Source organism: Trichococcus sp. ES5 (genome assembly GCF_900067165.1).
GTDB classification, from domain to species: domain Bacteria; phylum Bacillota; class Bacilli; order Lactobacillales; family Aerococcaceae; genus Trichococcus; species Trichococcus flocculiformis.
In genome coordinates this window covers 1-23,279 of the sequence record NZ_FJND01000023.1, presented here as the reverse complement: position 1 = coordinate 23,279, position 23,279 = coordinate 1, and the positions used below count along the sequence as shown (strand labels likewise).

General features: G+C 43.4%; 28 protein-coding genes, 1 pseudogene and 1 riboswitch. Of the genes and pseudogenes, 2 read left to right on the top strand and 27 right to left on the bottom strand.

Annotated features, from left to right (window positions below; genetic code table 11):
* Nucleotides 1–99: 99 nt before the first annotated feature.
* From TES5_RS15270 to TES5_RS12975, 26 genes and pseudogenes are all read right to left on the bottom strand, one after another.
* Nucleotides 100–273: a hypothetical protein gene (locus TES5_RS15270; protein WP_157080417.1), complete on the bottom strand. Its 174-nt coding sequence runs from the start codon at nt 271–273 to the stop codon at nt 100–102.
* Nucleotides 274–426: 153 nt separating this feature from the next.
* A complete protein-coding gene (locus tag TES5_RS13095; protein ID WP_068562436.1) occupies nt 427–1,518 on the bottom strand; it encodes an oxidoreductase in 1,092 nt (363 codons plus the stop codon).
* Nucleotides 1,519–1,581: 63 nt separating this feature from the next.
* Nucleotides 1,582–2,031 (bottom strand): cupin domain-containing protein, encoded by a 450-nt coding sequence (locus tag TES5_RS13090; protein WP_068562435.1) that lies wholly within the window; start codon nt 2,029–2,031, stop codon nt 1,582–1,584.
* Nucleotides 2,032–2,044: 13 nt separating this feature from the next.
* Nucleotides 2,045–3,154: an ethanolamine utilization protein EutH gene (locus tag TES5_RS13085; protein ID WP_068562434.1), complete on the bottom strand. Its 1,110-nt coding sequence runs from the start codon at nt 3,152–3,154 to the stop codon at nt 2,045–2,047.
* Between the two features lie 24 nt (nt 3,155–3,178).
* Entirely contained in the window at nt 3,179–3,451 is a 273-nt protein-coding gene (locus TES5_RS13080) for a EutN/CcmL family microcompartment protein (RefSeq protein WP_068562433.1), read from the bottom strand.
* Complete coding sequence (locus tag TES5_RS13075; protein ID WP_068562432.1) at nt 3,448–4,053, bottom strand: hypothetical protein; 606 nt, start codon at nt 4,051–4,053, stop codon at nt 3,448–3,450. Before TES5_RS13075 ends, TES5_RS13080 begins: the two co-directional genes overlap by 4 nt.
* A gap of 5 nt (nt 4,054–4,058) precedes the next feature.
* Nucleotides 4,059–4,694: an ethanolamine utilization phosphate acetyltransferase EutD gene (gene eutD, locus TES5_RS13070; RefSeq protein ID WP_143148256.1), complete on the bottom strand. Its 636-nt coding sequence runs from the start codon at nt 4,692–4,694 to the stop codon at nt 4,059–4,061.
* Complete coding sequence (locus TES5_RS13065; RefSeq protein WP_068562431.1) at nt 4,691–5,368, bottom strand: hypothetical protein; 678 nt, start codon at nt 5,366–5,368, stop codon at nt 4,691–4,693. The genes eutD and TES5_RS13065 overlap by 4 nt, the downstream gene beginning before the upstream one ends.
* 169 nt (nt 5,369–5,537) lie before the next feature.
* A complete protein-coding gene (locus TES5_RS13060) occupies nt 5,538–5,825 on the bottom strand; it encodes a BMC domain-containing protein (RefSeq protein ID WP_068562430.1) in 288 nt (95 codons plus the stop codon).
* A gap of 56 nt (nt 5,826–5,881) precedes the next feature.
* Complete coding sequence (locus tag TES5_RS13055; RefSeq protein WP_068562429.1) at nt 5,882–7,354, bottom strand: acetaldehyde dehydrogenase (acetylating); 1,473 nt, start codon at nt 7,352–7,354, stop codon at nt 5,882–5,884.
* A complete protein-coding gene (locus tag TES5_RS13050) occupies nt 7,351–7,956 on the bottom strand; it encodes a BMC domain-containing protein (RefSeq protein WP_068562428.1) in 606 nt (201 codons plus the stop codon). Before TES5_RS13050 ends, TES5_RS13055 begins: the two co-directional genes overlap by 4 nt.
* Nucleotides 7,957–7,971: 15 nt before the next feature.
* On the bottom strand, nt 7,972–8,625 hold the full coding sequence (gene eutL, locus TES5_RS13045; RefSeq protein WP_068562427.1) for an ethanolamine utilization microcompartment protein EutL: 654 nt from the start codon (nt 8,623–8,625) through the stop codon (nt 7,972–7,974).
* Nucleotides 8,626–8,639: 14 nt separating this feature from the next.
* A complete protein-coding gene (gene eutC / locus TES5_RS13040; RefSeq protein WP_068562426.1) occupies nt 8,640–9,536 on the bottom strand; it encodes an ethanolamine ammonia-lyase subunit EutC in 897 nt (298 codons plus the stop codon).
* Between the two features lie 27 nt (nt 9,537–9,563).
* Nucleotides 9,564–10,934, bottom strand: coding sequence for an ethanolamine ammonia-lyase subunit EutB (locus TES5_RS13035; RefSeq protein ID WP_068562425.1), 1,371 nt, complete (start codon nt 10,932–10,934; stop codon nt 9,564–9,566).
* Between the two features lie 21 nt (nt 10,935–10,955).
* Nucleotides 10,956–12,386 (bottom strand): ethanolamine ammonia-lyase reactivating factor EutA, encoded by a 1,431-nt coding sequence (gene eutA / locus TES5_RS13030; protein ID WP_068562424.1) that lies wholly within the window; start codon nt 12,384–12,386, stop codon nt 10,956–10,958.
* A 106-nt stretch (nt 12,387–12,492) separates the two neighbouring features.
* Nucleotides 12,493–13,920: a sensor histidine kinase gene (locus TES5_RS13025; protein ID WP_178137858.1), complete on the bottom strand. Its 1,428-nt coding sequence runs from the start codon at nt 13,918–13,920 to the stop codon at nt 12,493–12,495.
* A gap of 10 nt (nt 13,921–13,930) precedes the next feature.
* The gene (locus TES5_RS13020) at nt 13,931–14,503 is read right to left on the bottom strand and encodes an ANTAR domain-containing response regulator (RefSeq protein ID WP_068562422.1); all 573 of its coding nucleotides are present in this window, start codon (nt 14,501–14,503) and stop codon (nt 13,931–13,933) included.
* A gap of 17 nt (nt 14,504–14,520) precedes the next feature.
* Nucleotides 14,521–14,847 carry a BMC domain-containing protein gene (locus tag TES5_RS13015; protein ID WP_198143356.1) on the bottom strand — a complete coding sequence of 109 codons (327 nt, stop codon included), beginning with the start codon at nt 14,845–14,847 and terminating at the stop codon, nt 14,521–14,523.
* A 37-nt stretch (nt 14,848–14,884) separates the two neighbouring features.
* Complete coding sequence (locus TES5_RS13010; RefSeq protein WP_068562420.1) at nt 14,885–16,021, bottom strand: 1-propanol dehydrogenase PduQ; 1,137 nt, start codon at nt 16,019–16,021, stop codon at nt 14,885–14,887.
* A 176-nt stretch (nt 16,022–16,197) separates the two neighbouring features.
* Nucleotides 16,198–16,782 carry a cob(I)yrinic acid a,c-diamide adenosyltransferase gene (locus TES5_RS13005; RefSeq protein WP_068562419.1) on the bottom strand — a complete coding sequence of 195 codons (585 nt, stop codon included), beginning with the start codon at nt 16,780–16,782 and terminating at the stop codon, nt 16,198–16,200.
* A gap of 7 nt (nt 16,783–16,789) precedes the next feature.
* Complete coding sequence (locus tag TES5_RS13000) at nt 16,790–17,221, bottom strand: EutP/PduV family microcompartment system protein (protein WP_068562418.1); 432 nt, start codon at nt 17,219–17,221, stop codon at nt 16,790–16,792.
* Between the two features lie 16 nt (nt 17,222–17,237).
* Nucleotides 17,238–17,582, bottom strand: a complete 345-nt coding sequence (locus tag TES5_RS12995) for a BMC domain-containing protein (RefSeq protein ID WP_068562417.1) — start codon at nt 17,580–17,582, stop codon at nt 17,238–17,240.
* A gap of 86 nt (nt 17,583–17,668) precedes the next feature.
* Nucleotides 17,669–18,211 carry an ECF transporter S component gene (locus TES5_RS12990; protein ID WP_068562416.1) on the bottom strand — a complete coding sequence of 181 codons (543 nt, stop codon included), beginning with the start codon at nt 18,209–18,211 and terminating at the stop codon, nt 17,669–17,671.
* Nucleotides 18,187–18,594, bottom strand: a complete 408-nt coding sequence (locus TES5_RS12985; protein ID WP_068562415.1) for a DUF4430 domain-containing protein — start codon at nt 18,592–18,594, stop codon at nt 18,187–18,189. The genes TES5_RS12990 and TES5_RS12985 overlap by 25 nt, the downstream gene beginning before the upstream one ends.
* Nucleotides 18,595–18,782: 188 nt before the next feature.
* Nucleotides 18,783–18,936: riboswitch (adenosylcobalamin (AdoCbl) riboswitch) on the bottom strand.
* Between the two features lie 55 nt (nt 18,937–18,991).
* Nucleotides 18,992–19,666 carry an ABC transporter ATP-binding protein gene (locus TES5_RS12980; protein WP_068562414.1) on the bottom strand — a complete coding sequence of 225 codons (675 nt, stop codon included), beginning with the start codon at nt 19,664–19,666 and terminating at the stop codon, nt 18,992–18,994.
* Nucleotides 19,667–19,678: 12 nt separating this feature from the next.
* Nucleotides 19,679–19,957 (bottom strand): annotated as a pseudogene (locus TES5_RS12975) (FtsX-like permease family protein); the annotation flags it as partial.
* 155 nt (nt 19,958–20,112) lie between these two features.
* Between TES5_RS12975 and TES5_RS12970 the strand changes: the two are divergent.
* Entirely contained in the window at nt 20,113–21,426 is a 1,314-nt protein-coding gene (locus TES5_RS12970; RefSeq protein ID WP_068562412.1) for an IS1380 family transposase, read from the top strand.
* 201 nt (nt 21,427–21,627) lie between these two features.
* Here TES5_RS12970 and TES5_RS12965 read toward each other — a convergent pair whose 3' ends face one another.
* Entirely contained in the window at nt 21,628–22,020 is a 393-nt protein-coding gene (locus TES5_RS12965) for an ABC transporter permease family protein (protein ID WP_068562411.1), read from the bottom strand.
* Nucleotides 22,021–22,230: 210 nt separating this feature from the next.
* Between TES5_RS12965 and istA the strand changes: the two genes are divergently transcribed.
* The coding region (gene istA / locus TES5_RS12960) for an IS21 family transposase (RefSeq protein ID WP_068562449.1) at nt 22,231–23,279 on the top strand (1,049 nt) is incomplete at its 3' end.

The window sequence follows — 23,279 nt, the reverse complement described above, 5'->3', positions numbered from 1 at the left end:
TCAAGGTTCTAAATTGCTCGGATATTAAGGAGCCAGGAGAAGCTAGTGTAATCAGCCCTTTATAATTCTTTTTGCTTCTTTTTTTTCTGCCAAATACCATTAGACTACCCTTCTTCCACTTCTAGATTCAATTCTTTGTTCTTCATGACGGACAGCCATGTCTTTCAGTTCCTTTTCGGTCATTAAGGAGATGGCTCCTAGGTCGGTCCAGCCGATTTGTTCGTTGATGAATCGACTGTCTTTGATTGTGTTGTCCAAAATTTCACTTAACATTATGTATCCTACACCTAAAAGCAAGCCTATAATTAAGCCCACTGCCATATTTAGGGGTACATTTGGTGAGACTGCATTAAGATTCGGTTCGGTGCAAAAATCAACCGGTTCTGTACTTCCATCCCATTCGGAAATTTATATGGTGTTTGCCAGTTATTCATCGGTTCCCTCCTCTAGAAAATAACGCAGTGGGTTGTGGAGGAAGGTTTGCCACAACGGTTTTGGAATTTTCACTTGCTCCCGTTCAGAAACGTGCAGGTTTGATTTGATAGAATGATCTCCCCGGAGAATCTTCCATGCCCAATCTGGATCAATTACGGCCGCATTGCCAATGGAACATAGAGGAACCTGTTGTAAAACAGCATCAACATCTCTGTGCGTTCGAATATTTCCACAGCCGATGAGTGGCGTATCCCCTACATGCTCTTTGATGGCCGGAAGAATCTGCTCTCCTGTCTGAGCTTGTTTCCTAAAGTCATTCAACGACACATGGACGTAATCCAAGCCTTCTTTCGTAATCTGTTCTAACAAGAAGCAAGTGTCTTCTAGTCGAATTCCTGGAACTTCATATTCTTCTGGCGAAAAGCGGTACCCGATTAGAAAGGGTCTGGTTGCGCATTCGTTGACTGCTTCTTGGCAGGCTCGTATGACGGCAAGCGGAAAGCGTAGCCGCCTTTCTCTTGTGCCACCCCACTCGTCCTTTCGTCGGTTCGAATGCGGAGAATAGAACTGTTGGAGGAGATACGTGTTTGCTCCGTGCAATTCTACACCATCGAAGCCTAGTCGAATCGCCAACTCTGTAGCTTTCTTGAACGCTTGGATGATTTCTTTTATTTCAGCCATACTCATCTCTTTCGGGTAAGAAGCAAATGATCGTACAGCAGGAATCCGACTCGGTGCAATCGGCTGTCGTCCGCCAATAAACAGAGGCTGCGCTAACCTTCCAGCATGATACAGTTGAATAAACACCTTTACTTTTTGGTGGTGGAGCTGTTTTACGAGTTGGGTTAATGCTGCATGATTACAAGAATCATAAATGTTCCAACCTGCTGAAAAAGCACTGCCAGTTGGCGAAACGCTGTGCGAGCCAAGAATGACTGCACCGAATCCTTTACTTCGGTGTAAAATAAACGCCACATCTTCAGTTGATAAACCACCTGATTCTGTACCGCTGCTTGTTGTCATGGGCGCCAACATCAATCGGTTTGCCACCTCTACGCCACTTGAAAAAGTAAAACCTTCCATTCTTCACCCTCCTTTCAAAAAACGAGGCAGGAAAATGACTCCCGCCTCGTTTTTAATCTACATTTAACTATTCCAATCTGCTGGATAAGTCACGTAAATAAAGCGTGCTTTTCCTTCCACAGAAAACTGAATATCTGTGTCTTTTGGAATATAAAGCAGTTCACCTGGATGGGCGGTTACTTTTCTTCCGTCGATAATGATGCTGAGGGTTCCTTCAATCATATAATCGATTTCATCATAACCCAGATGCCAGTCAAAGGTGGTGTCTTCCATCACCATTAACCCAAGACCCAAACGTGGACTTTCTTCAAGTGTCACTAAGTCACGTGTGTAAACACGGTGGTTCGGGTTCCCAGTGTCCAAGCGATGTTCTTCGGTCACATCGAACAATGGCAATTTGATTGCCATTACTCCGCTTGGATCAATCTCTCTTGCGGAGTCCTGTTTGCTGTATTCCTGCATCAACAGCTCACGGACCATGCGTTCGATATCTGCTCTATTTATATTTGTCATCTGCACACATCCTTTAAGCGGCTACTTCTTCAGTAGAGGTTACTTCTTTTTTGATATTTTTGGTAATCAGCATGGCAACGGCAATGGCAGAGAATCCACCTACTAATTTCCCAACAATCATCGGCATAATAATCTCAGGAGCAACTCCAGCCGTAAAGCCTAAGTGGTCTCCGATGGCAAAGGAAGCAGAAACAGCGAAGGCAATGTTGATTACTTTCCCGCGGTTGTCCATGTTCTTAACTGACTGGAACATCGCGATGTTATTTGCCAATGAAGCAATTAAACCAGCAGCAGCGATATCATTCATACCAAGGAGATCGCCTGCTTTCATTAATGGTTTCTTGAAGAGTTTGGTAATAATCAATACTAAACCATATGCTCCAGCTAACGTAATGGCGATACTACCGACTGTTTCAAACGCCACTGCAAGGGATTCTTGATTGTCAAACAGCTTCACGCCGACTAACCATTCCAAACCACCAATTGCTAAACCGATTGTTGCGACTGCGACAATCAACTTCCCAAAGACGATAAAACCGTTAATCATTTTCGATGGGAATCTCCATAGTCCAAGAGCAATCAAGATTGCTACTAGAATAATCGGAATCAAGTTCACCAAGATCTTACCAAAACCAATTCCCATCAACAATCCGCCTACCATTGCGCCCACTGGAATCGTTACAATCCCACATAGGATTCCTTGAGCTAAGAATGGACGGTCTTTTACTTCGATGATTCCTAAACCGACTGGAATCGAGAAAACAAGCGTTGCTCCCATCATGGCTCCCAAAATCCCACCAGAGAAGAGAACGATTTCTGCATCAGCAGTCATTTGTTGAGCTAGGAAGAAACCACCCATATCAATTGATAACAACGTTCCTGCAAACATCGCAGGATCTGCGCCAACTAGTTCAAACAATGGAACAACAATTGGACTTAACCAATCAGATAATTTAGGTGCCAAGACAATAATACCAGCCATGGATAGTGCTAATGCTCCCATTGCTAACAAGCCTTCTTCGAATTGCTTACCAAGCTCGAAGCGATCTCCGATGGCACGATCGATTGCACCAAGGACCATGATGATTGCCATGATCCAAATAATAATTTCACTAATGCTCATATGCTTCCCTCCAATATCAAGTATTTACTCTTTTGGATATTCTACTGAATCAATAATCCCAACAATCACCATGTCCACTGGAATCGTGCGGTTTTCGAAAGAAATACGCGCGGAACTGCCGGTTGTAATTAAGACTTGTTCCCCAATTCCAGCTCCTGCATGGTCAACAGCTACTACTAACTCAGGACTTGCTTCGTGTTCATTTAATTGTTTTTCGACTAAGAGGAATTTCAATCCATTTAGTTTTTCATCCTTGCGGGTCGCCCACAAGCTCCCAACTACTTTTCCAATAATCATTCGGCATCCCTCACTTCTAACTGAATATTTTGTTCACGTAAATAGTCTTTTGCGAGTGCCGTAATAATCATGTCAGGAGTAGCATAGAACGTATCACCGGCAGATAATTTCTTGTTTTGAATTTTCGCTGCGGTAATCAATTCTTTCTTCTTCTGAGTAGTTGGAGCTGTTTGAGTCACTGCTGGATGATGAAAGGCTGATTCTTGCTTAAACTGAACGCCCCATTTACGAAGTTCAACCTTTGCTTTCTCGAACGCAGCTTGCATACTTTTTGGCATGAACGCTTTCTCGATTCCTTCTTCCAGCACCACAACAGTCTTTTGCTGCATCAACCGGTTCAGTAAAGCTTCTTCCATTTCATTCATAGGCATTAATCCTGCCAAACGAGTCATCTGATACAACTCAAGTTCTGTCACAATCACTACTTCGGGAGTGGAAAGTTCCATTGGTGCTACTTGTTGGAACCCTCTCTCCTCGTAGTAACGGGAAATATAATCTTTCGCTTTCCCAACGAACGTAAATTGTTCTTTGTCTGGCTGTGGTTCTATCTCTGCCATCACTCGGTCGGTTACCAATTGAATGAGTTTTTCTAATTGTTCCATCCTAATCAGTCCTTTTTGATGATGCGGCCTTTGGTACCAGACTTGAAGCCACATGCATTTGCTTCGTCATAATCGATGTGCATGAAGGTTTCAAACTTTGGACTCACGCGAACGACCACATCGTCAAAAATTAACGGACGCTCACTCATCACTTGGACTTTCACTACTTCTTTATCTTTCACATTCAAACGTGCTGCCTCTTGTTCCTTCACATGGATATGACGCTTCGCTACGATTAAACCTTCATCTAAAATGACATGCTTATTGCCTGCCATAATCATGATGCCAGGAGTCCCTTTTGTATCTCCGCTCAAGCGTAATGGTGCACGAACACCTAATTTTTGAGCATCCGTAAAGGAAATCTCTACTTGGCTCTTGTCTCTAGCAGGGCCCAGCACCACAACTTGATGCAGAACTCCTTTAGGACCTACTAGGGTAACTCTTTCTTTACCAGCAAATTGGCCCGGTTGGGATAAATACTTTGTAGGTAGTAGTTTGTGATCTTTTCCAAACAAGATATCAATGTGTTCTTGTGAAAGGTGCACATGTCTACCACTTGCTTCTATTTCAAAGGTTTGTTCCATATTCGCTTTGACACGAACCGCAACTTCTTCAATTAATTGATCGAATGAGATGGTCATACGCTCCTCCCCTTATTACTTTCTCCTATTTCTTGAATCATTAACATCCAAACAAAATCCGCTAAAAAACGGCATGCTTTGATGAGTCGGTAATATTCTTCAAACGGTAAGCAAGTTTGGAAGCTGGAAGCTTCCACTTGTAAGTTACGAATCTGTGTGTAGAGACGGTATACCATTAAGGCAACTTCGCCGTCTGTATAATTTGGCAGAAAGGTATCCGCTGAATAAAAATCTGCCAGCGGATATTTTCCTGGATCCATCTGGTAATGAACAGAATCGTTCTCATAAAACCGCAATTGACGGAAATCCTGCAATACATTCAAAACGCTGTCTAATTCAGTAATCAATCCTCGATTTTGTTGCTGGAGGCTGATTTGTTGACCATACAGAACTTCCCCAATCACTTGCTCCACTTTGATTTTCCAATTCAAGCTGAATTGCGGATGCAGCAAGCTCTCATCACGGATGATTGGTGCTTGGCATACGACTGGTTCTTCTGCTTTCTCAACCGGAACCGGCTCGGATTGTTCTTCATAAATCACTTTGACATCGGTCAAATAACTCTTTGCTGAAGGAGTAATGATGGTTCCTGGTTCCAGCACCAACACTTTTGTTTCCTTCAAATTAGTCGTCCGCAACAATTTCCGAATATTATTTTCTGTTAGAATTGCCATTTATTCACGTCCCTTCGTTAAAGAAAAGGCTGGGACATATCTAGATATGCCTCAGCCTCCTGCTGTAGGATTCGGATAAGGTCTGCTTATTCGCCTGCTTCCATTTTGAAACGGCCGCTTTCCTTACCGCTTCCTCATTGTATTTCTTTAACGGTTCCTCTTCAAACGACTATTGTAGGTCGTATTTTGGCAAGATTGCATCTACTTCAGCATGTGGACGAGGGATTACGTGTACTGATACTAATTCGCCAACTGCTTCAGCTGCTGCTGCTCCTGCGTCTGTTGCTGCTTTAACAGCACCAACGTCTCCGCGTACCATAACGGTTACCAATCCGCCACCTACGTGTTCTTTACCGATCAAAGTTACGTTTGCTGCCTTCACCATTGCGTCTGAAGCTTCTACTGCTGCTACCAATCCTTTTGTTTCGATCATACCTAATGCGTTTGTGCTAGCCATTTTATTTTCCTCCTAATAGTTGGGTTTTTTAGTTTTTGTTACCTAGTTGTTGGGTGTTACTTTAGTTTTTCGAGCACTCGTTCTACTAGTAAGTTTACGAGTTCATCTTTATCAATGTCTTTTACAGGTGTTGCTTCTGTTTCTTCAAATACGTCGTCACCGCGCAAGTCCTCTAGTTCGCGAACGCCCCAAGCAATCCGGCGTAAGTTGAACAAGTTTTGAGGGCCAATATTATCGGACGTTGAGCTTCCGCCTACTGCACCACAGCCCAATGTGAGCGCTGGGAACAGGTTGGTTGTAGCACCAATACCACCCAATGTTGCAGATGTATTGACTAATAAGCGAGAAACCGGTTTGCGTAAGGCAAATTCTTGAATGACTGCGTCGTCTGATGAATGAATCGCCATCGTATGTCCGGCACCTTCTTGGAAGAGAATCTCCATCGACAAGTCACATGCTTCTTCCCAGCCTTTTGCTGTGTAGAAAGCCAAGATTGGCGCCAATTTCTCTCTCGAGTACGGAGCGTGTAGCCCAACGCGGTCTTCTTCTGCTAGCAAGACACGAGCATCTGCTGGCACTTGAATACCCGCTAACTTCGCAATTTCTTGTACCGGCTTGCCGACAATTTTCGGATTCATTCGGCCGTCTGGACGTAGAATGAATTTTTCCAATTTTTTGGCATCTTCGGTTGGCAAGAAATAGCCGCCTTGCTTCTTGAATTCTGCTACGACTTTTGCTTTGCTAACTTCTTCAACGATAATCGATTGTTCAGAAGCACAAATCGTACCGTTATCGAAGGTTTTAGACTCCATGATTTGCTTCACAGCTTTTGGAATGTCTGCAGTTTTTTCAATGAATGCCGGCCCGTTCCCTGGTCCTACTCCAATAGCTGGTGTGCCAGAAGAATACGCAGCGCGTACCATTGCAGATCCACCTGTCGCAAGAATCAAGTTCGTGTCGCGGTTGGTCATTAATTCACTAGTCGCTTGCATGGTTACTTGGGTAATCACACTCAGTGTGCCCTCCGGTAAACCAACTTTTTGACCTGCTTCATTCATGATACGGACCGTTTCAATGATTGAATCTAGTGCGCTTGGGTGCGGGGAGAAGACGATTGCATTCCCTGCCTTCACTGAAATTAACGCCTTGTAGATAACTGTTGACGTTGGGTTTGTTGAAGGAATCAATCCTGCAACGACTCCCACTGGTACGGCTACTTCCATATACTTCGCCGCTTCGCTCTTATGAACAATACCTACTGTTTTCATGTCTTTAATGGCGTTCAAAACATCACGGGAAGCGAAGGCATTCTTCAATACCTTATCTTGCCATCTACCAAATCCGGTTTCTTTTTCTGCCATTTTGGCCAGTTTCACACGGTTGGCGTAAGCTGCTTTTGCCATTGTTTTGACGATGAGGTCAATCTCTTCTTGCGAACGGGTTGCTAATTCTTTTTGTGCTGCTTTTGCCTTTTTAAGTAAGTTTCTCGTTTCTTGTATCGACAAAAGATCTTTATCTGTCAGGTTCACTCATCCTTCACTCCTTTCTCTAATAACGCACGGATTAATCGATCTTTGTTGGCATATTTAATCTCTTTCTTCGTCAACGAATCAATGTTCCGCTTATAGGCGAGGGAGCGTAATTCCACAACTTTCATTTGGTCCAATTTTTCTGGATCTAACTCGGCTCCTGGAATCCGTTCATGCGCTTGTTCCAGAATTTTTTTGATTTCTTCTTCTGGAACTTCCAGTACTTCCGTCTTCAATTCTTCCATTGTTTCCGGTTTAATCTCCGGTTTTTCGATTGGTTTCACTGGATTAGAAGCAACTGGTTCCTCGTGTTTTTCTTCTTTTTGATACTTCTTCAACAACATGCGTTCCACCTGTTCATCCAAACGGGCGATGACATGGCTGGAAACGAAACTGTCTGTATTTTTCACAACCTCTGCACCTGCTTCTACGGCTGCATGAATCGCAGCCACATCTCCTAGTAACTGGACGGTTGTTAAACCACCACGGATTCGACGATTGCCAAGTAACTCTACATCTGCTGCCTTCATCGCCGCATCTGCAGCAAGGACAGCGCCAAGCATTCCTTTTACTTCAATTAATCCTAATGCTCTCTGTACCATTCTCACCACCGCCTATTAATAGCCGGTTGGATTGTCGGCTACAGCAAGGACAGCTTTTTCGAAAGCTTCACACGCTGCTTTACAGGCAGATTGTGAACCGGTCAAGAGTGCGCCAGCAAAGTTGGTTTCGGTCGGCGGTCCGTAAAAGACGCCCATTTGTACGTCTGCTGCCTTCATTGCTGCATCCAGTGCATAAATCGCTTCTAGTGGAGGAGCAATTAAGTAAGCAATTGCATTGCCTTCTCTTGTGTTGGCTCCTTTTGATAAAAATGTTCCAGTTCGAGATACACAGTGAGCAAAGTAAATGACGGAATCATCGTCATTGGCACTGTAAAAACTTGCGCCATGTTCAATGACTTCTATCGCTGCATCCAATCCGCTACGAACTTCTGCTGGACTTGGTCCGGCAATGATTCCAATTACTTCTCCAGCTAACTTGGTTGAAGCGTTCGCTGCACCTGCATACAGGCTTTTGGCATAAACAACATCGACCGCTGCTTTCTTAGTCGCTTCATCAAGTGCTACATAAGTGACATCATCGCTGTCCGATGTGATGATTCCAATACTTTTTTGATCGGGCCCTAGTTCGAGTTCCTTTGCCAGTGCATCATCCACATTCGGAATGATCTTTACACTTAGAACGGATGCTCCAAGTCTGTCTTGTCTCATTTGGAATCCTCCTTTTAACGTTGTTCTTTCAGGTCAAGCCCTGATTTTTTCATATCCAACATTTTCTTGATCAAGTCAGCGATATAAGCGCCGGCTTCAACTGCTGGAGTTCCGCCTTGGTGAATGTTGGAAACAACGGTTCTACGTGCTTCTGGCATTCCAACGGTTGGTTTGTAAGCAATGTATGCACTCATTGATTCAGCGGTCACGAGACCTGGGCGTTCACCGATTAACAAGCAAACTACTTCAGCGCCCGTTGCGTCTCCAACCGGATCCATGGCTGGCACACGGCAGTGTTTCACGAAAACTACTTCGCCAAAATCTAATCCATGCATCTTCAGTCCTTGGCGAATGGCAGGCAAGATGTCTTGGATGTTCGCTTCAATTGCTGCCGAGCTTAATCCATCTCCTACCATGATTGCTACCTTGGTATTTGGTTTAATTGCTTGTTTGACTTTCGCCATTTCTTGGTCGTCAAATTTACGGCCTAAGTCTGGACGAGTAATGTAGGTGTCTTTGTCACCGCAAAGCGTTTCTACTTCAACAAATTTCATCTCCTTCAACAAGTCTTCATCTACATAAGAGAAAACTGCATCTTGTGCCGCTGCGTGGTCCGCACGGAAGCGTAACGCTGGCTCCGTCTTGTAACGTGTACCGGCGCGCCATAACCCAAGACGGGCTGGTGTGAAGGACTTCATTTTTTTGTATCCTTCTGGATCTTGTGCATTTGGCACTAAGAATTGTTTGCGAATATTTACTTCTGTGATATCTGGAATCGATCCTTCTTCCACATTTGTCTGTTTCGTTGGTGCTTCTTTCGTTGCGATGGTAGTTGCGGTTGCAACTGGTGTTTCTTCCACAATTTCACTTAAAATGGATTTAATCATATTCTTTAAATCGTTCTCGTTCACTTAGATTCCCTCCTTTACTTATTCCGTTTATTTACGCTTCAAGAAGACAGATGCATCGCCAGCTAATTCAGTCAAGCGACCGTTTTCACTGAAGCCCATTTTTTCCATCCATGCATCGAATTCTTTGGTTGGGCGTTTGTTGAGTAGTTGACGAATGCTTGCTGTTTCATGGAAACCAGTTGTTTGGTAGTTCAACATTACGTCATCAGCATTTGGAATTCCCATGATGAAGTTTACGCCTGCGACAGCTAGCAGAACGGTTAAGTTCTCTGCATCGTTTTGATCAGCCTTCATATGGTTGGTGTAACATACGTCACAGCCCATTGAAATTCCGGTTAGTTTACCCATGAAGTGGTCTTCCAACCCTGCTCGGATTACTTGTTGGGAATCATATAAATATTCTGGTCCGATAAATCCAACAACCGTGTTTACCATAAATGGATCGTATTTCTTCGCGAAACCATAACATCTTGCTTCCATCGTTACTTGGTCCACGTTGTGATGCGCATCGGATGACAACTCAGAACCTTGCCCTGTTTCAAAGTACATCACATTTGGTCCAACTGCGGTGCCGCGTTTCAAAGCTAGGTCATTTGCGTCTTGTAACATTTGTGCACTGATCCCGAAAGCTTCGTTTCCTTTTTGAGAACCGGCAATGGATTGGAAAATCAAACCAGATGGTGCTCCTTGATCGATTGCTTCCATTTGAGTAGAAACGTGTGCTAATACGGTATGTTGGGTTGGAATTTCCCATTCTTCCATAAAGTCATTGAACTTATGCAAGATTCGTTTCACACTCTCTGTCGTATCATCCACTGGATTCAAGCCAATAACCGCATCCCCAATCCCCATGGATACACCTTCCATAACGGAAGCCATAATTCCATCAATATTGTCAGTTGGATGGTTTGGTTGTAGACGAGCACTGAATGTTCCTGGCTCACCAATCGTTGTGTTCGCTGTTTTGGTCACAATAATTTTTTGTGCACCCATAATCAAGTCTAAGTTCGACATGATTTTTGTTACGGCCGCCACCATCTCTGCGGTCAAACCGTTTGAAATACGGTGAATATCATAATTTGTTGTATTCAAATCCAAAATCCATTCGCGTAAATCCGCAACGGTCCAGTTCTTGATTTTTTCGTACGTATGCAAGTTCACCCGGTCAATAATAATACGGGTTACCTCGTCTAGTTCGTAGGGAACAGCTGGATTGTTAAATAAATCGGAAAGCTTAAGATTGGAAAGAACAACCTTCGCAGCGACACGTTCCTCTGCACTTTCAGCGGCAACACCAGCTAGGTGGTCGCCTGATTTTTCTTCATTGGCTTTTCCCATCACTTCCATTACGGAATTGAATGAGTAGGTCCGGCCAAAGAGCGTGGTCTTTAAAATCATGAATGAATCCTCCTTTAATCATTAGTTAAATACAAGTGTTTTGACGACGACAGGCAGTACTGAACCGTCTGCAATCGGATTACCAATATCAATGTAGTCTCCATTTTGTACATGCACACTGTCAATGCATACAAAAGGATACGCTGCTGGTAATTGTGCATACAGACTATGTCCTAGTGCCTTTGCCATGTCTTCTTTGACCAAGATGACGAGTGGATCGCCTTTTTGGATGACTTTCTCTAACCCCTTCACGATAGCCGCTGCTAAATCTTGGATATACTGGAAGCGTGGATTGACCGCTCCTTCAAAAGCTAAGGCAATAAGCTGCTGTTCGCCGTCTGCTTCAAACCAATTCAGCTTTTCTTCAATGGCTTGCGCCATCTTCTCGATGCTGGCCTGGTCTTCGTCTTCTTTTGAAAGCTTCAAAACCGGCACATTTTGAAGCGGTAGAATCTTGTCTTTGTAGGTGATGGTACTTCCGCTGACATCTGTTGTATGAGATCCTGCTCCTACAACCGTTGCTCGGATGGTTTCCACACTCTCGATTACTTCAAACTGCTCGAAAAGTTTTGATTGGGCAATCTTTCGTCCCAGTAAAATACCAATGTCTCCATACTTAAATGGTGCTTCGTCCGTATCTTTCTGGATATAATCGGCTACCCCACCGGAAAAAGAGACATACTCTACTTTTCGTTCAGTCCGCAAGTCCTTATTCGTAATCAGTAAGTCATAATACGGACTCTTTTCCCCAACACCCAAACTGTTTTCCATCACTTGAACCATAATGGACAATAGTTTATTCAAATCAGTCAAATCAATGGTCTGATTGAGCCTTAGCTGTAGCCGTTCTGCTTGAATAATAGTCTCAAGCTTCGGTGCAATATACGTAATCTTCCGTTGCTCATTAACCTTGATGAGCCGGCCGCCAATGTCAAAGCAACCTGTATCTTGGATATCGCCGTCATGGAAACAAACGAGGTTCGTTGTTCCACCACCAATATCAAAATTAACGGTAGTCGTATGGTAGTGTACGGAGTAAGAATGCGTACCCGCGCCCTTTCCAGCAATGATGCTCTCGAGGTCGGGTCCTGCTGTTGCGACAACAAAGTCTCCCGCGAATCCACTCAACGCTTCCGCTACAGCGCGGGAATTTTCTTTCCGAACGGTTTCACCCGTAATAATAATGGCACCCGTTTGGATGTCTTTTTGCTTCACACCAGCTTTTTGATACTGTTGTTCCACAAATCGTTTAATTTGGTTGGCATCAATCAAGTTGTTCGTCAAGATTGGTGTAAAGAGAATGTCACTTTTATAAATGACTTTCTTATCCGTAATCGAGATTCGTGGAATGGTAAAAGCTGAAGCCATGTTCTCGATATATAATTCAGAAAGCACTAACTGCGTAGTGGAAGTGCCGATATCAATGCCCACGCTCAATAATTTTTCAGCCATTCCCTCACTCCCTTCAAAAAAGACGCTGAAAGAAAGGTCTCTACAGGAGAGTCCTTTTTATCAGCGCCTTTGCTTTTTTTCTTACGACCTTGTAAGAAAGGATTATTTAGTTCTTAAATGTAATGCGAGTTTTTGTGCCATGTGGGTTAGAATCAACCGCAATGGTACCGTTCAACTTACTTTCCACAAAACTAGTAACAATCTGAAGTCCCAAATTGTGCTGGCCATGTGCTTCAAAGTCGAAGCCGCTGCCATTGTCTGCGACATAAATAAAAATCAAATCGTTCTCTTGTTTGATTTCTACGTGAATCTTGCCCATCCCGGTTTCTTTATCGGTAAAGGCATGGTCATAACTGTTTTGAATCAGTTCATTCATAATAAGGGCAATCGTTACAGCCTTGTTGCTGTCTAGAATAATTTCTGAGTCAATTTCGCTTTGGAAATCAATTTCCCTTTGATCTGAGAAAAACCGAGTAAGGTTGAAAATAACGGCATCCAGTACCATTTTAAGCTGTACATTGTCTTCCTTTTGTTTAGATAGCAGTTCGTGTGTTGCTGCAATCGATAGGACGCGGTTGACGCTCTCATTCAGTACTTTCTTCGCTTCTGGACTCTCGGCTCGTCGAGCTTGTAGCCGCAGTAAGGATACTACTGTTTGCAAGTTATTTTTTACACGGTGGTGGATTTCTTGGATCGTTACAAATTCTTCTTCCTTGCGTGACTCTTTCACCTTCTGATCGGTAATGTCTTTCATGATTTGAATGACAAAACCGTTCGAAGGGAGATGAATAATTTTACTCTTGAAGTAGTACTGGTCGAACTTGATTTCTCTGCCTTTCAAACTTTCGAACTCGCCTAGAGAAACCAAACTCAAAATACGGTCAAAAGTCATTAAGTCAAGTGCCAGGTTATCATAGTGAAGCGAATTAATGGAGTCCATATAGCCAAACGTTTGATAGTATTGACCCGCTGCTTTATTATGATGTCTCAAAATCCCCTTTGCATCAAAGATTAAAATGATATCATCTAAAAAGTTTGCGATGGACTGCTCTACCTTTTCCATTTCTTCAAGTGCCAGACTGACTTCCTCGTACGATTGATCACGGTTTCTTACGTCAAACTGATGCTTGATTTCATTGCTGATATTCTGCTCAACAATGAAGACCGCAATCGTTTTGTTTTTATACTTCATCGGATACGAGGTTTGCTTAATCAATACACCTTCTTGCGAACGTGCATTTAATTCAATCGAAGTCTGCGATGTCTCCAAAGTGCGCAAAGGACCTGGTTCGTCTTTCCGGTAAGCAATCTTGCCAACCACACGCTCCTTATACAAAGAAGGGGAGTATAAGGGACGACGATGACAAACCACAATCGCTTCCCCGGTAAAGGCATCCCGCACATCTACGAAAACATCATAATCTTCATAGCGCTTATCCGATAGAGCATCTGCTACTTGTTCTTTTAAGAAAGCAATTTCTTGATCATTCAGCTTGGTGTAGCGTTCGCAAATATTTTGGATATCTTCATCCACTACATGTGGCTTATTCATCAAGCATCACCAATAATTCTGCTACTTTAATCATCGGAATACGCTTCTGCATACTGATCGAGCGCATTTTTTTGTAGGCAGCATCTTCATTAATTTGTTCAGTTGCCATCAATTTCCCTTTGGCCTTCTCAATCACTTTCCGCTCTTCTAACTTGCGGGTAAGTGTTTCCAGCTCTTTGGCCATCTTTTCATGTTCTTTCCCCTTTGCTAAGGCTAGTTCTACCATCGGCAACAAAGATTGTTCATGAAGAGGCTTTACCAAATATCCAAGCGCACCAAAACTAGTCGCCTTTTGGATGTATTGCTGATCGCTATAGGCAGTTAACAAGATAATCCCTGACGTTGTTCCTTCTGCTACGATTTTCTTTGAAGCAGTCAGACCATCTAAAATCGGCATTTTAATATCCATGATCACTAAATCGGGTTTCGTTTCTTGACAGACCCGGATTGCTTCAAAACCATCTGATGCTTCCCCTACCACTTGGTGCCCCGCGCCTTCTAAAATGTCTCGGATATCCAGCCTTGTGATTGGTTCATCATCAACAACTACGATTCTTCCACTCATTATTTCACCTCATTGTTTTAACTAACCGTTAGTGCGACACGGTTAAAACCTAGTACTTTTTCCATTGTGTCGAGCACTTCTTCTAATGCGACAATGACAGATGAAACATCTCCGGTAATCACAACAGAACCTGAAAAACGATCAACAAACCCGATTTCAATATCCGCTGCTTTAGTCGCAATATCAACAGCAATAATCGCTGCTTCGCTTGGGGTGATGGTCATGATTCCAATCGCATCCGCCTGGGTGTTTAACACACCAAGCTTCCCATAAATCTCAGGGTCAGGTTTTGCAATCGCATGGGCAACCGTAATTTGTTTCCCGGGAACATACTCCTGTATGATTCTTTCCTTTTCCAATGAGTACGCCTCCTTGTCCTAACTATGCATATGCCTGTTCTAAGATTTGCACGATATCCGCTGGCGTCGCTATGACAGGGTTTGTGTCAGAGCAGCGATCCTTCAGCGCATCTATTGCGATTTGGTGTTTGTGTTCTTCGAAAATACTGCGTTCAACACCCCACTTCGAAAAAGTGGTCGGCATATTTAAACGCTTTTCTAGCGAAACGATTGCATTCGTCAAGCTTCGAACGCCCATCTTTGGACTTCCTGCACTTAACCCCAGCTGTTTCGCTATTTTCGTGTATCGTTTTGCTATCTCCAAATGATTCATTGCCCCATTGCTCGTCACTCCACTATTATAACGGATAACGTGCGGTAATAATATGCCATTCAAGCGTCCATGTGCGATATGGAATCGTGCTCCGGCTGCATGAGCGATGCCGTGGTTGATTCCGAGAGACGCTTGGTTGAATGCCAGACCTGCCAAACATGAAGCCACATGCATTTTCTCGCGTGCCTCCATGTCCTGCCCGTCGCGATATGCTCGTTCTAAATACTCAAACACATAGACAATCGCTTTTTCAGCAAGAGCATCGGATATTTCATTCGCCTTCGTTGAGACATACGCCTCTAGAGCATGGGTCAATACATCGATACCGGTATCGGCCGTCGGAATCGGTGGCAAATCCCGTACCAATGACGCATCTAGGATTGCTTCATCTGGTAAAATTTCGTCCGTAACTAACGGGTACTTCACTTCTTTCTCAGCGTCCGTAATGATTGCGAAGTTGGTTACTTCTGAACCTGTTCCGCTGGTCGTCGGGATCACGAGAAAAGGAATATTACCGAAAGTACCGCTTTGTCTGCCAAAGTATAGCATTGCTTTTGCTGCATCAATCGCAGAACCACCTCCCAATGCGAGGAGCATGGTGGGATGAAAGTCTTTTGCTTGCTCAATTCCTTGAACAATCGTATCAATAGGTGGATCAGGAACAACTTCAGAAAACACCATTGTTTCCACACTCGCTGAAAAGTGGCTGGTTACCGTTTGATAAATTGCTGAATGAGCGATGAATGAATCCGTAATGATTAAAATCTTTTCGTCTCTAAATTCACTCAAACGGGACAAGCTATTCTCACCGAGATATAAAGTCGTTCCAAATCTGATTTTTTCCATTCTGAACCTCCTTCCTACAAAAAAAGCCGTAAGCAAACAAGTATCTCATTCGATACTTTGTTTCTTACGGCTTCGTCGCTCGTATTTGATGGCACGCCCTTGTGCTCTAACTGCTATAAGCGTACTATTGTTTTTTCAGGTTGTCAACAAAATTTTGAAAAACGGTTCCAAAAACGTTAATCTTTTAAATCTGCCTTCGTAATTTCTGTATGGAAGACACGTCCACTGCGCTCATAGAGCACGTCTTGTACGTTTGCTTCTGCATTTACTACTCGAGCAACGGCAAAGAAGTAATCAGATAATCGGTTCACAAAACGAACCACTTCTTCGTTCATATCATTCGTCCACATGAACGTAACGATTTCTCGCTCTGCTCTTCTCGCTACCGTGCGGGCGAAGTGAAGTTGGCTCGCAAGCTTCGTGCCGCCTGGCAAAATGAAAGATTCAACGACTGGCGGAACATCGGCATACTCATCGATGCGACTTTCTAACCAGAGTGTCAGTTCTTTATGAACGCGGTATGGATTCTTCCCATGTGGTGTCGCTAAGTCATTCCCACAGTCGAACAAATATTGTTGAATGGTCATTAGTTCTTCACGTAACGCTGGTGTAGCTTCATCAGAACTTGCAGCCATACCGACGATACTATTTAGTTCATCCACTGTTCCATATGCGGTTACCCGCTCTGAATCTTTGGCAACTTGCATACCGCCAATAATTCTTGTATACCCTTTATCGCCTGTTCTAGTATAAATTTGCATGTATTCTTCATCCTTCCAGATATTCAATTAATGCCGTGATTCCCGTATCCGATACAGCCGACACTTGAAAAATTCTTTCCACACCGGCTAATCGGAGACGCTCTTCGGCTCCCTGGAGGATCGTTTCATCCTCACATAAATCCGTTTTTGTAATGATGCCAATACATGGCTTCATTAAGTTTTGAGCAAAATTGGGTGAATAGATTTGTTCTTTTTCCATCACATTCGCAACCAACCCAATTACTTCTGCTTCCGCAGCCATCATTTGCAACGCATTGTAGTAGCGCCGATGCTGCACAAACTCACCCGGTGTATCAATAATCTGGGGATAGTACTCAACGGCTTGCGTTTTTTGGTAGCGCAATTCTTCTCCAACGATGCGTTGGCAGAGTGTTGTCTTCCCACTGCCGATGGACCCAATCAACATGATTTTCTTCATTTGATTCCTCATCCTTCTAGGTCCGTGTAATCGCAGGAACACTGAAGCTCATCTGTGTTTTCAGTGCCGTAGTTGAAGCGTTCATTGCCATTTCCACCGCAGCCACGTCACCCAAGATAAAGACTGAACCACTGAAACGATCAACAAAGCCGATGGTCACCGGCGCTGCTTTCTTGGCATGATCGACTGCAATAATCGCCACTTCACTTGGGGTAATGGTCATGATGCCAACGGCTTGATAATGCTCATCGTGCAACCCTAACTTTTCAAAAATCCGTCGATCCGGATGCGCAATGATATGCGCCAAAGTAACTTGCTTCCCTGGTACGGACTCAAATATTTTACGATCCTTTTGTATCATTTCTTCGCCCCTCATTTCTTTGAATGAAAGCGCAACACACACGTTCATAGTAATTGGGAATGAAATTTCTGTCAAGAGACGGAACTTTATTTCTTCATCGAAGAAAGGATCAAAGGTCGTAAAATAGGTTCCAAAATAAGGTAAAAGACTGCATTTCCAAACGCATGCATCAAGTCAAAAGGTACGCCCATCAAGTAGTAGGACCAAAAATTGGTCATGCCAAACATTTTGGAAGAGAAGATGGAAATAACAAATCCATATAGAAGACCTGCCAAAAAGGCAAAAATAACCATGAGCCATTTTGTCTCCATTTTTCTATATAAAGGTCTAAGAAACACCCCGGTGAACCCGATTATTACCATGTAGCTAATCATTTGATAAAAAATCCACGGTCCCATTCCAAGCACCAAATTCGACAAGATGAGTGAGAGTGCTGTCACAATCAGCCCGTCCCTCGTGCCAAACGTCAGCGTAATGATTAGCAATACGGCCGTCATGGGCTGTACATTCGGCAAGAACTGGAAAACAATTCGACCTACATAGCACAGAGCTACTAAAATCGAGAGCACCGCAATTCGTTTCACTGAAAAATTCGACTGTTTTTTTAGGATAGTGGTTCGAGTTTCCATTCCACAACATCTCCCTCTTGGAGTTCAGTGTCATTTGCACCTGCCGGAGCCATTTCGCCGTTTAAGTCAAATAGCCAGTACTTACTTGCTTCTACATCTTGTTCATGACCGTTGATGGATTCAATAAACGTATCTTTCTCTACAATTTCATAATTTTCTTTCATTACATCTAATAAGATTGCTCCTGGTTCTACTTCCACTTCTTTGGTGCCGCCTTCTATTTCTTCGCCGTCTACACTCACATGAATCGTTACCGCTACGGTTTCTTCAGCCACGCTGGAGGATACCGCGCTGCTCGTTTCCGTTACTTGTGTATCACTGTCTGAAACGCCACAACCTGTTAAAATAAACCCTGCTGCCAATAATGCCAAATACTTTTTCATAAATACCACTCCTAATTTTTATTGGCTAAAAACGAGGACTGGTTGACCGACGCTGGTCCTTCCTTCCACCTTGAAGATCAGTCCTTGCCCTTAGCTGTGACGGATAGAACCCCTACTCATTTTTGCTAAAATGAATATGGAAGCTGTTTTTTGAGTACAAAAAAAGCCTATGCACCATTACATAGACTTCAAACGACACTGTTTTACCTCGAAACAGCAACGCATGCATATTAGCAAACGAAAATAAAGATCTGACTCCATATGTTTCCATATGATTACAGTGGCGGGACCGTGTTGGGATTGAACCAAACTTCCATATTCTCGTTGTCTTTGAATGGTACTTCTATCCCCTTCATTGTAGTCCATCAAAATGGAATTGGCAAGGGGGAAAGTTGTACTAATCTTCTTTTAGAGACAAGACGCCATCTTTCATGACGTAGACTTTATCGCAGTAATCAATCAAGCGCTCGTCATGGGTTACCATAATCGTCGCTTTATTTTTTTCCTTTGTTTCGCGGGCAAGAATTTCGACTACTTCAAATGCTTTCGTTGTATCCAAACTTGCGGTCGGCTCATCCGCTAAAATAACGGATGGATCATGATAAAGGGCACGAGCAATCGCAACCCGTTGGCGTTCACCACCGGACAAATCACTTGGATATTTGTTGCGCAGCTTCGTAATGCCTAGCCCTTCGAATAAGTCTTCTGCCTTCTCTTTATCAAACTTCGAGCGTTCTACTTTATTAACCAAACGCATTTGGTCTTCTACTTTCAGAAAAGGAACCAAGTTTGATGCTTGAAGAATAAAGCCGATTTCTTCAAAACGCATTTTATTGCGTTCTTTTTGATCTACTTCACTGAACTTCTGCTCACGAATCAAGACACGCCCTTCTGTCGGGGTTTGCAACCCTCCGATAATGGTTAGGAAGGTACTCTTACCGGAACCACTTGGACCAATAATCGCCACGAATTCGCCGCTCTCTACTGAGAAGTCGGTCTTTTTCAAAGCTTCTACTTCTTTATTTCCATCATTAAATGATTTCGTAACACCTTGCAATTCAATTAGTTTCATCTTCTTGTCCTCCTATCCAATTGCTTCTAGCGGATCAATTTTCGCAACGGTACGAACGGAGAAGAATGCTCCCAGTACAGCGAAAAGAATCAGCAAGCCAGTAATTCCACCCAGGAACAGTGGATTCGTGCGGTATGGTACAGAAGCTGGAAGAACAAGCGATGTTCCTACTGTCAACAACAATCCAATTCCAACTCCAATTGCTGCAAGCAGAAATGTCTGCGCGACAACAGATTTCGCAATATAGAAGGTAGAAATTCCTTGTGCCTTCATGACCCCAAACATGCTTGATCCTGAATAATTCATAGTTTTCCTAAATATTCACTAAAAGCGTATTGTGGCGCTATTATTCTATCTGTATCCCTGCACCCTTTGGGTGTACAAAAAGAACCCCAATCTGCTATGGTTAAAGCGTCTAAACCTAACCAAAGAAAGGGGTTCTCTCAATGGCTACATTACAGGAAAAACGCGTAAATTTCAACTCGAAATTGGTAGTGAATCATACGGGCGGGAATCTTTCCACGGATTCTGGCTTGATTTTGGTGAAAGAATTCATGGATTCGATTGGCTTCTCAAAATTAGCCGCCCATTTTCTCACGTTCCAAGACAACCGAAGCTACTGGATTCATGACAACATTTCCTTGCTGGAACAACTCTTGTTCCAATTGATTGGCGGCTATCCTGCGGATTCATCCGCCAACTCACTGAAGGAAGACCCAGTTTTCCAACTGGTGCTTGAGAAGGAAGCCATTGCCTCACAAGCTTCCCTTTCCCGGTTCTGGGACCGAATGAGTGAGACAACGATTTCCCAGTTCCAAACTTTGAACCAAGCAATGATCGATAAAGTGCGCTTGGAACGGAACGCGACGGAGCTCATTATCGACCTGGACTCCACCCATTCCGATACGTTTGGCAACCAGGAAGCCACCAATTTTAATGCCCACTACAGGACAAACGGTTATCACCCCTTGGTGGCTTTTGATGGCCTGACTGGTGATTTCTTGAAAGCAGAACTTCGTTCTGGCAATGTGTATACCTCAAAAGGAATAAAGGATTTCCTGGAACCGATGCTGGCACATTATAGCCAGACACTTCCCTGCACAGATATACTGGTCAGAGGGGACAGTGGTTTTGCAACCCCTGAGGTGTATGATACTTGTGAAGCCCATCAAAGCTATTATGTTGTTCGCCTGAAGAATAATACGAAGTTGGCTGAGATAGCGGAGTCTTTCATCCTCATCGGAAATGATCATCCTTGGGAGGAAAGAGAGGTCCACTACTATTCCACCACCTACCAAGCAAAAAGTTGGAAGAAGGCGCGCCGGATTTGCATCAAATCCACCCGGGAAGCGAACGAGCTGCTGTTCAGGCACGAGTATTTGATCACGAATTGCTCGGAGGACCTGTCCGCTCAGACCATGTTCCGGCTTTATCACAACCGGGGAACCATGGAAAATTTCATCAAGGAAGCAAAGAATGGCTTCTATTTTGACAAGACCGACAGTTCCTCCTTTTTGGAGAACCATGCCCGCATGATGGTTAGCCTGTTGGCTTACAACCTGACTAATTTCATGAAATCAATCTGCTTGCCAGCGAATGAAGCCGCCTTCCAAGTCGATACGCTTCGTCTACGCCTGTTCAAAGTGGCTGGAAAACTTATAAAGAGCGGCCGTCGGCTATTTCTCAAATTGAGTTCCTCCCACGTTTACCAACAGTCGTTCTACCATTTGTTACAAAAAATCCAACAGTTGGCTTGGTAAGTCATGCGAATGGCTATTTTTAAAAAATCAGATGGAACCCAAGGGGTTCCTGCGCCCAAAAATAGGGCTCAAACCCGAAGTTGCCTGATGTGAACCCAAAATATCTGGTCGATTTAGTAAAATCAATGTGATACAAAAAAATCGGAATGCTTAAACGTTAAAAAAGACATTTTTCAAGAAGATTTCAGGAGTATGAATAATTCAGGTTGATTTTTGTAATGTTAATACGTAAATAAAGATTCCGATTACGATTGCGGCAATCATAATCAAGAAGCCGATCATCAAGCCAAAGGTCAACACTTGTGCCGTATAACCAGGAATTTCCTCAATGTAATCTTTGATGGAATACCAACGTAAATCATCATTCTCTAGTTCAATTCCGTTTTCAGAACGAACGACCAAGGCGCTGATTCTTCCTTCTTCAGAATCATCTTTTTGATCGAAACGTACTTCTTGATACGTACCAACCGTTCCATATAAAACGGGTGCCACGTTAAACTTCGCATCTTCAGTAAAACCAACAACCTCAATGCTTAAATCATTACCGGCAAGATTCAATTTATCGCCAATCTCAATTCCAAATTCTTCTTGCATACTGATGTCCGCCACTACTTGATGGTCTTTGATATCCGCCAGCCAAAATTACCACTAGTGACATAGTTATTACCAGTCAGTGACACAAAACTTACCACTTAGTGACATTGAAATTACCACTCGGTAAAATAGATGATTAAATCAACAATACCTCCAATATAATGAAGGAGCACACCAGTGTGCAAAAACATTATATTGGAGGTATTTTTTATGATTCAATATCGAAAAATATTGGAAATGGCCCAAGAGGGCTTGAGCTTGCGGACTGTATCCGCAAGTACAGGTCACGGTCGGCCAAAAGTCACTGAAATTCTTCAGTTGGCTAAAGAAAAAGGACTTGAATGTCCTCTAACAGAGGAAATGGATGACCATTGGATAGAAGAATTTCTGTATCCATACAAAGCCATTGAAAATTCAGGCTACGGCATGATTGATTTTGAACTCGTGCACAGGGAACTGGCTAAACCCAATGTAACTTTGTCGCTGCTTCATTACGAGTATGAAGTCAGCTGTCGTGCAAATGGCAAGATTCCCTATACCTATCGCTCTTTTTTACGTCATTACAAAGCTTATGCAGACAAGTACAAGGCAACCCTTAGGGTTCGAAGAAAACCAGGAGAAATCATGGAAGTGGATTGGGCAGGATCCACAGCATTTATTGTTGATCGAGATACAGGTGAAAAAGTAAAGACTTATGTTTTTGTCGCAACGCTTCCGTGTAGTCAATTGTCATATGCCGAGGCTACTTTATCCATGGATCTCAACGCCTGGATTGGTGCACACAACCGTGCTTTTGAATACTTTGGAGGAAGCACGCAGATTGTTGTTCCGGATAATCTTAAAACCTCCGTGACCCGCCATACGCTGAAGGAACTCGTGTTGAATCCGACATACCGTGAAATGTGTGATCATTATGGGACTTTATGCATGCCAGCAAGGGTCAGGGCCCCGCGCGACAAAGCATCTGTTGAAGGCTCTGTCAGCACCATATCGACATGGATAATTGCGGCCTTGCGAAACGAACATTGTTTTACTCTGACTGACTTGAATCAAAAAATCAGCCTGAAGCTCGAAGAATTCAATCATAGAGACTTCTCGAAAAAGAAAGGCACTCGCTTTACAGCGTTTGAAGAAGAGGAGAAATTCGCACTTTCCCCTCTACCAGCAAAACCATACAAAATGGCCGAGTGGAGAACCGCTAAAGTACGCCTGGATTATCATATCAGTATTGGAAATATGTTTTATTCCGTCCCATATGA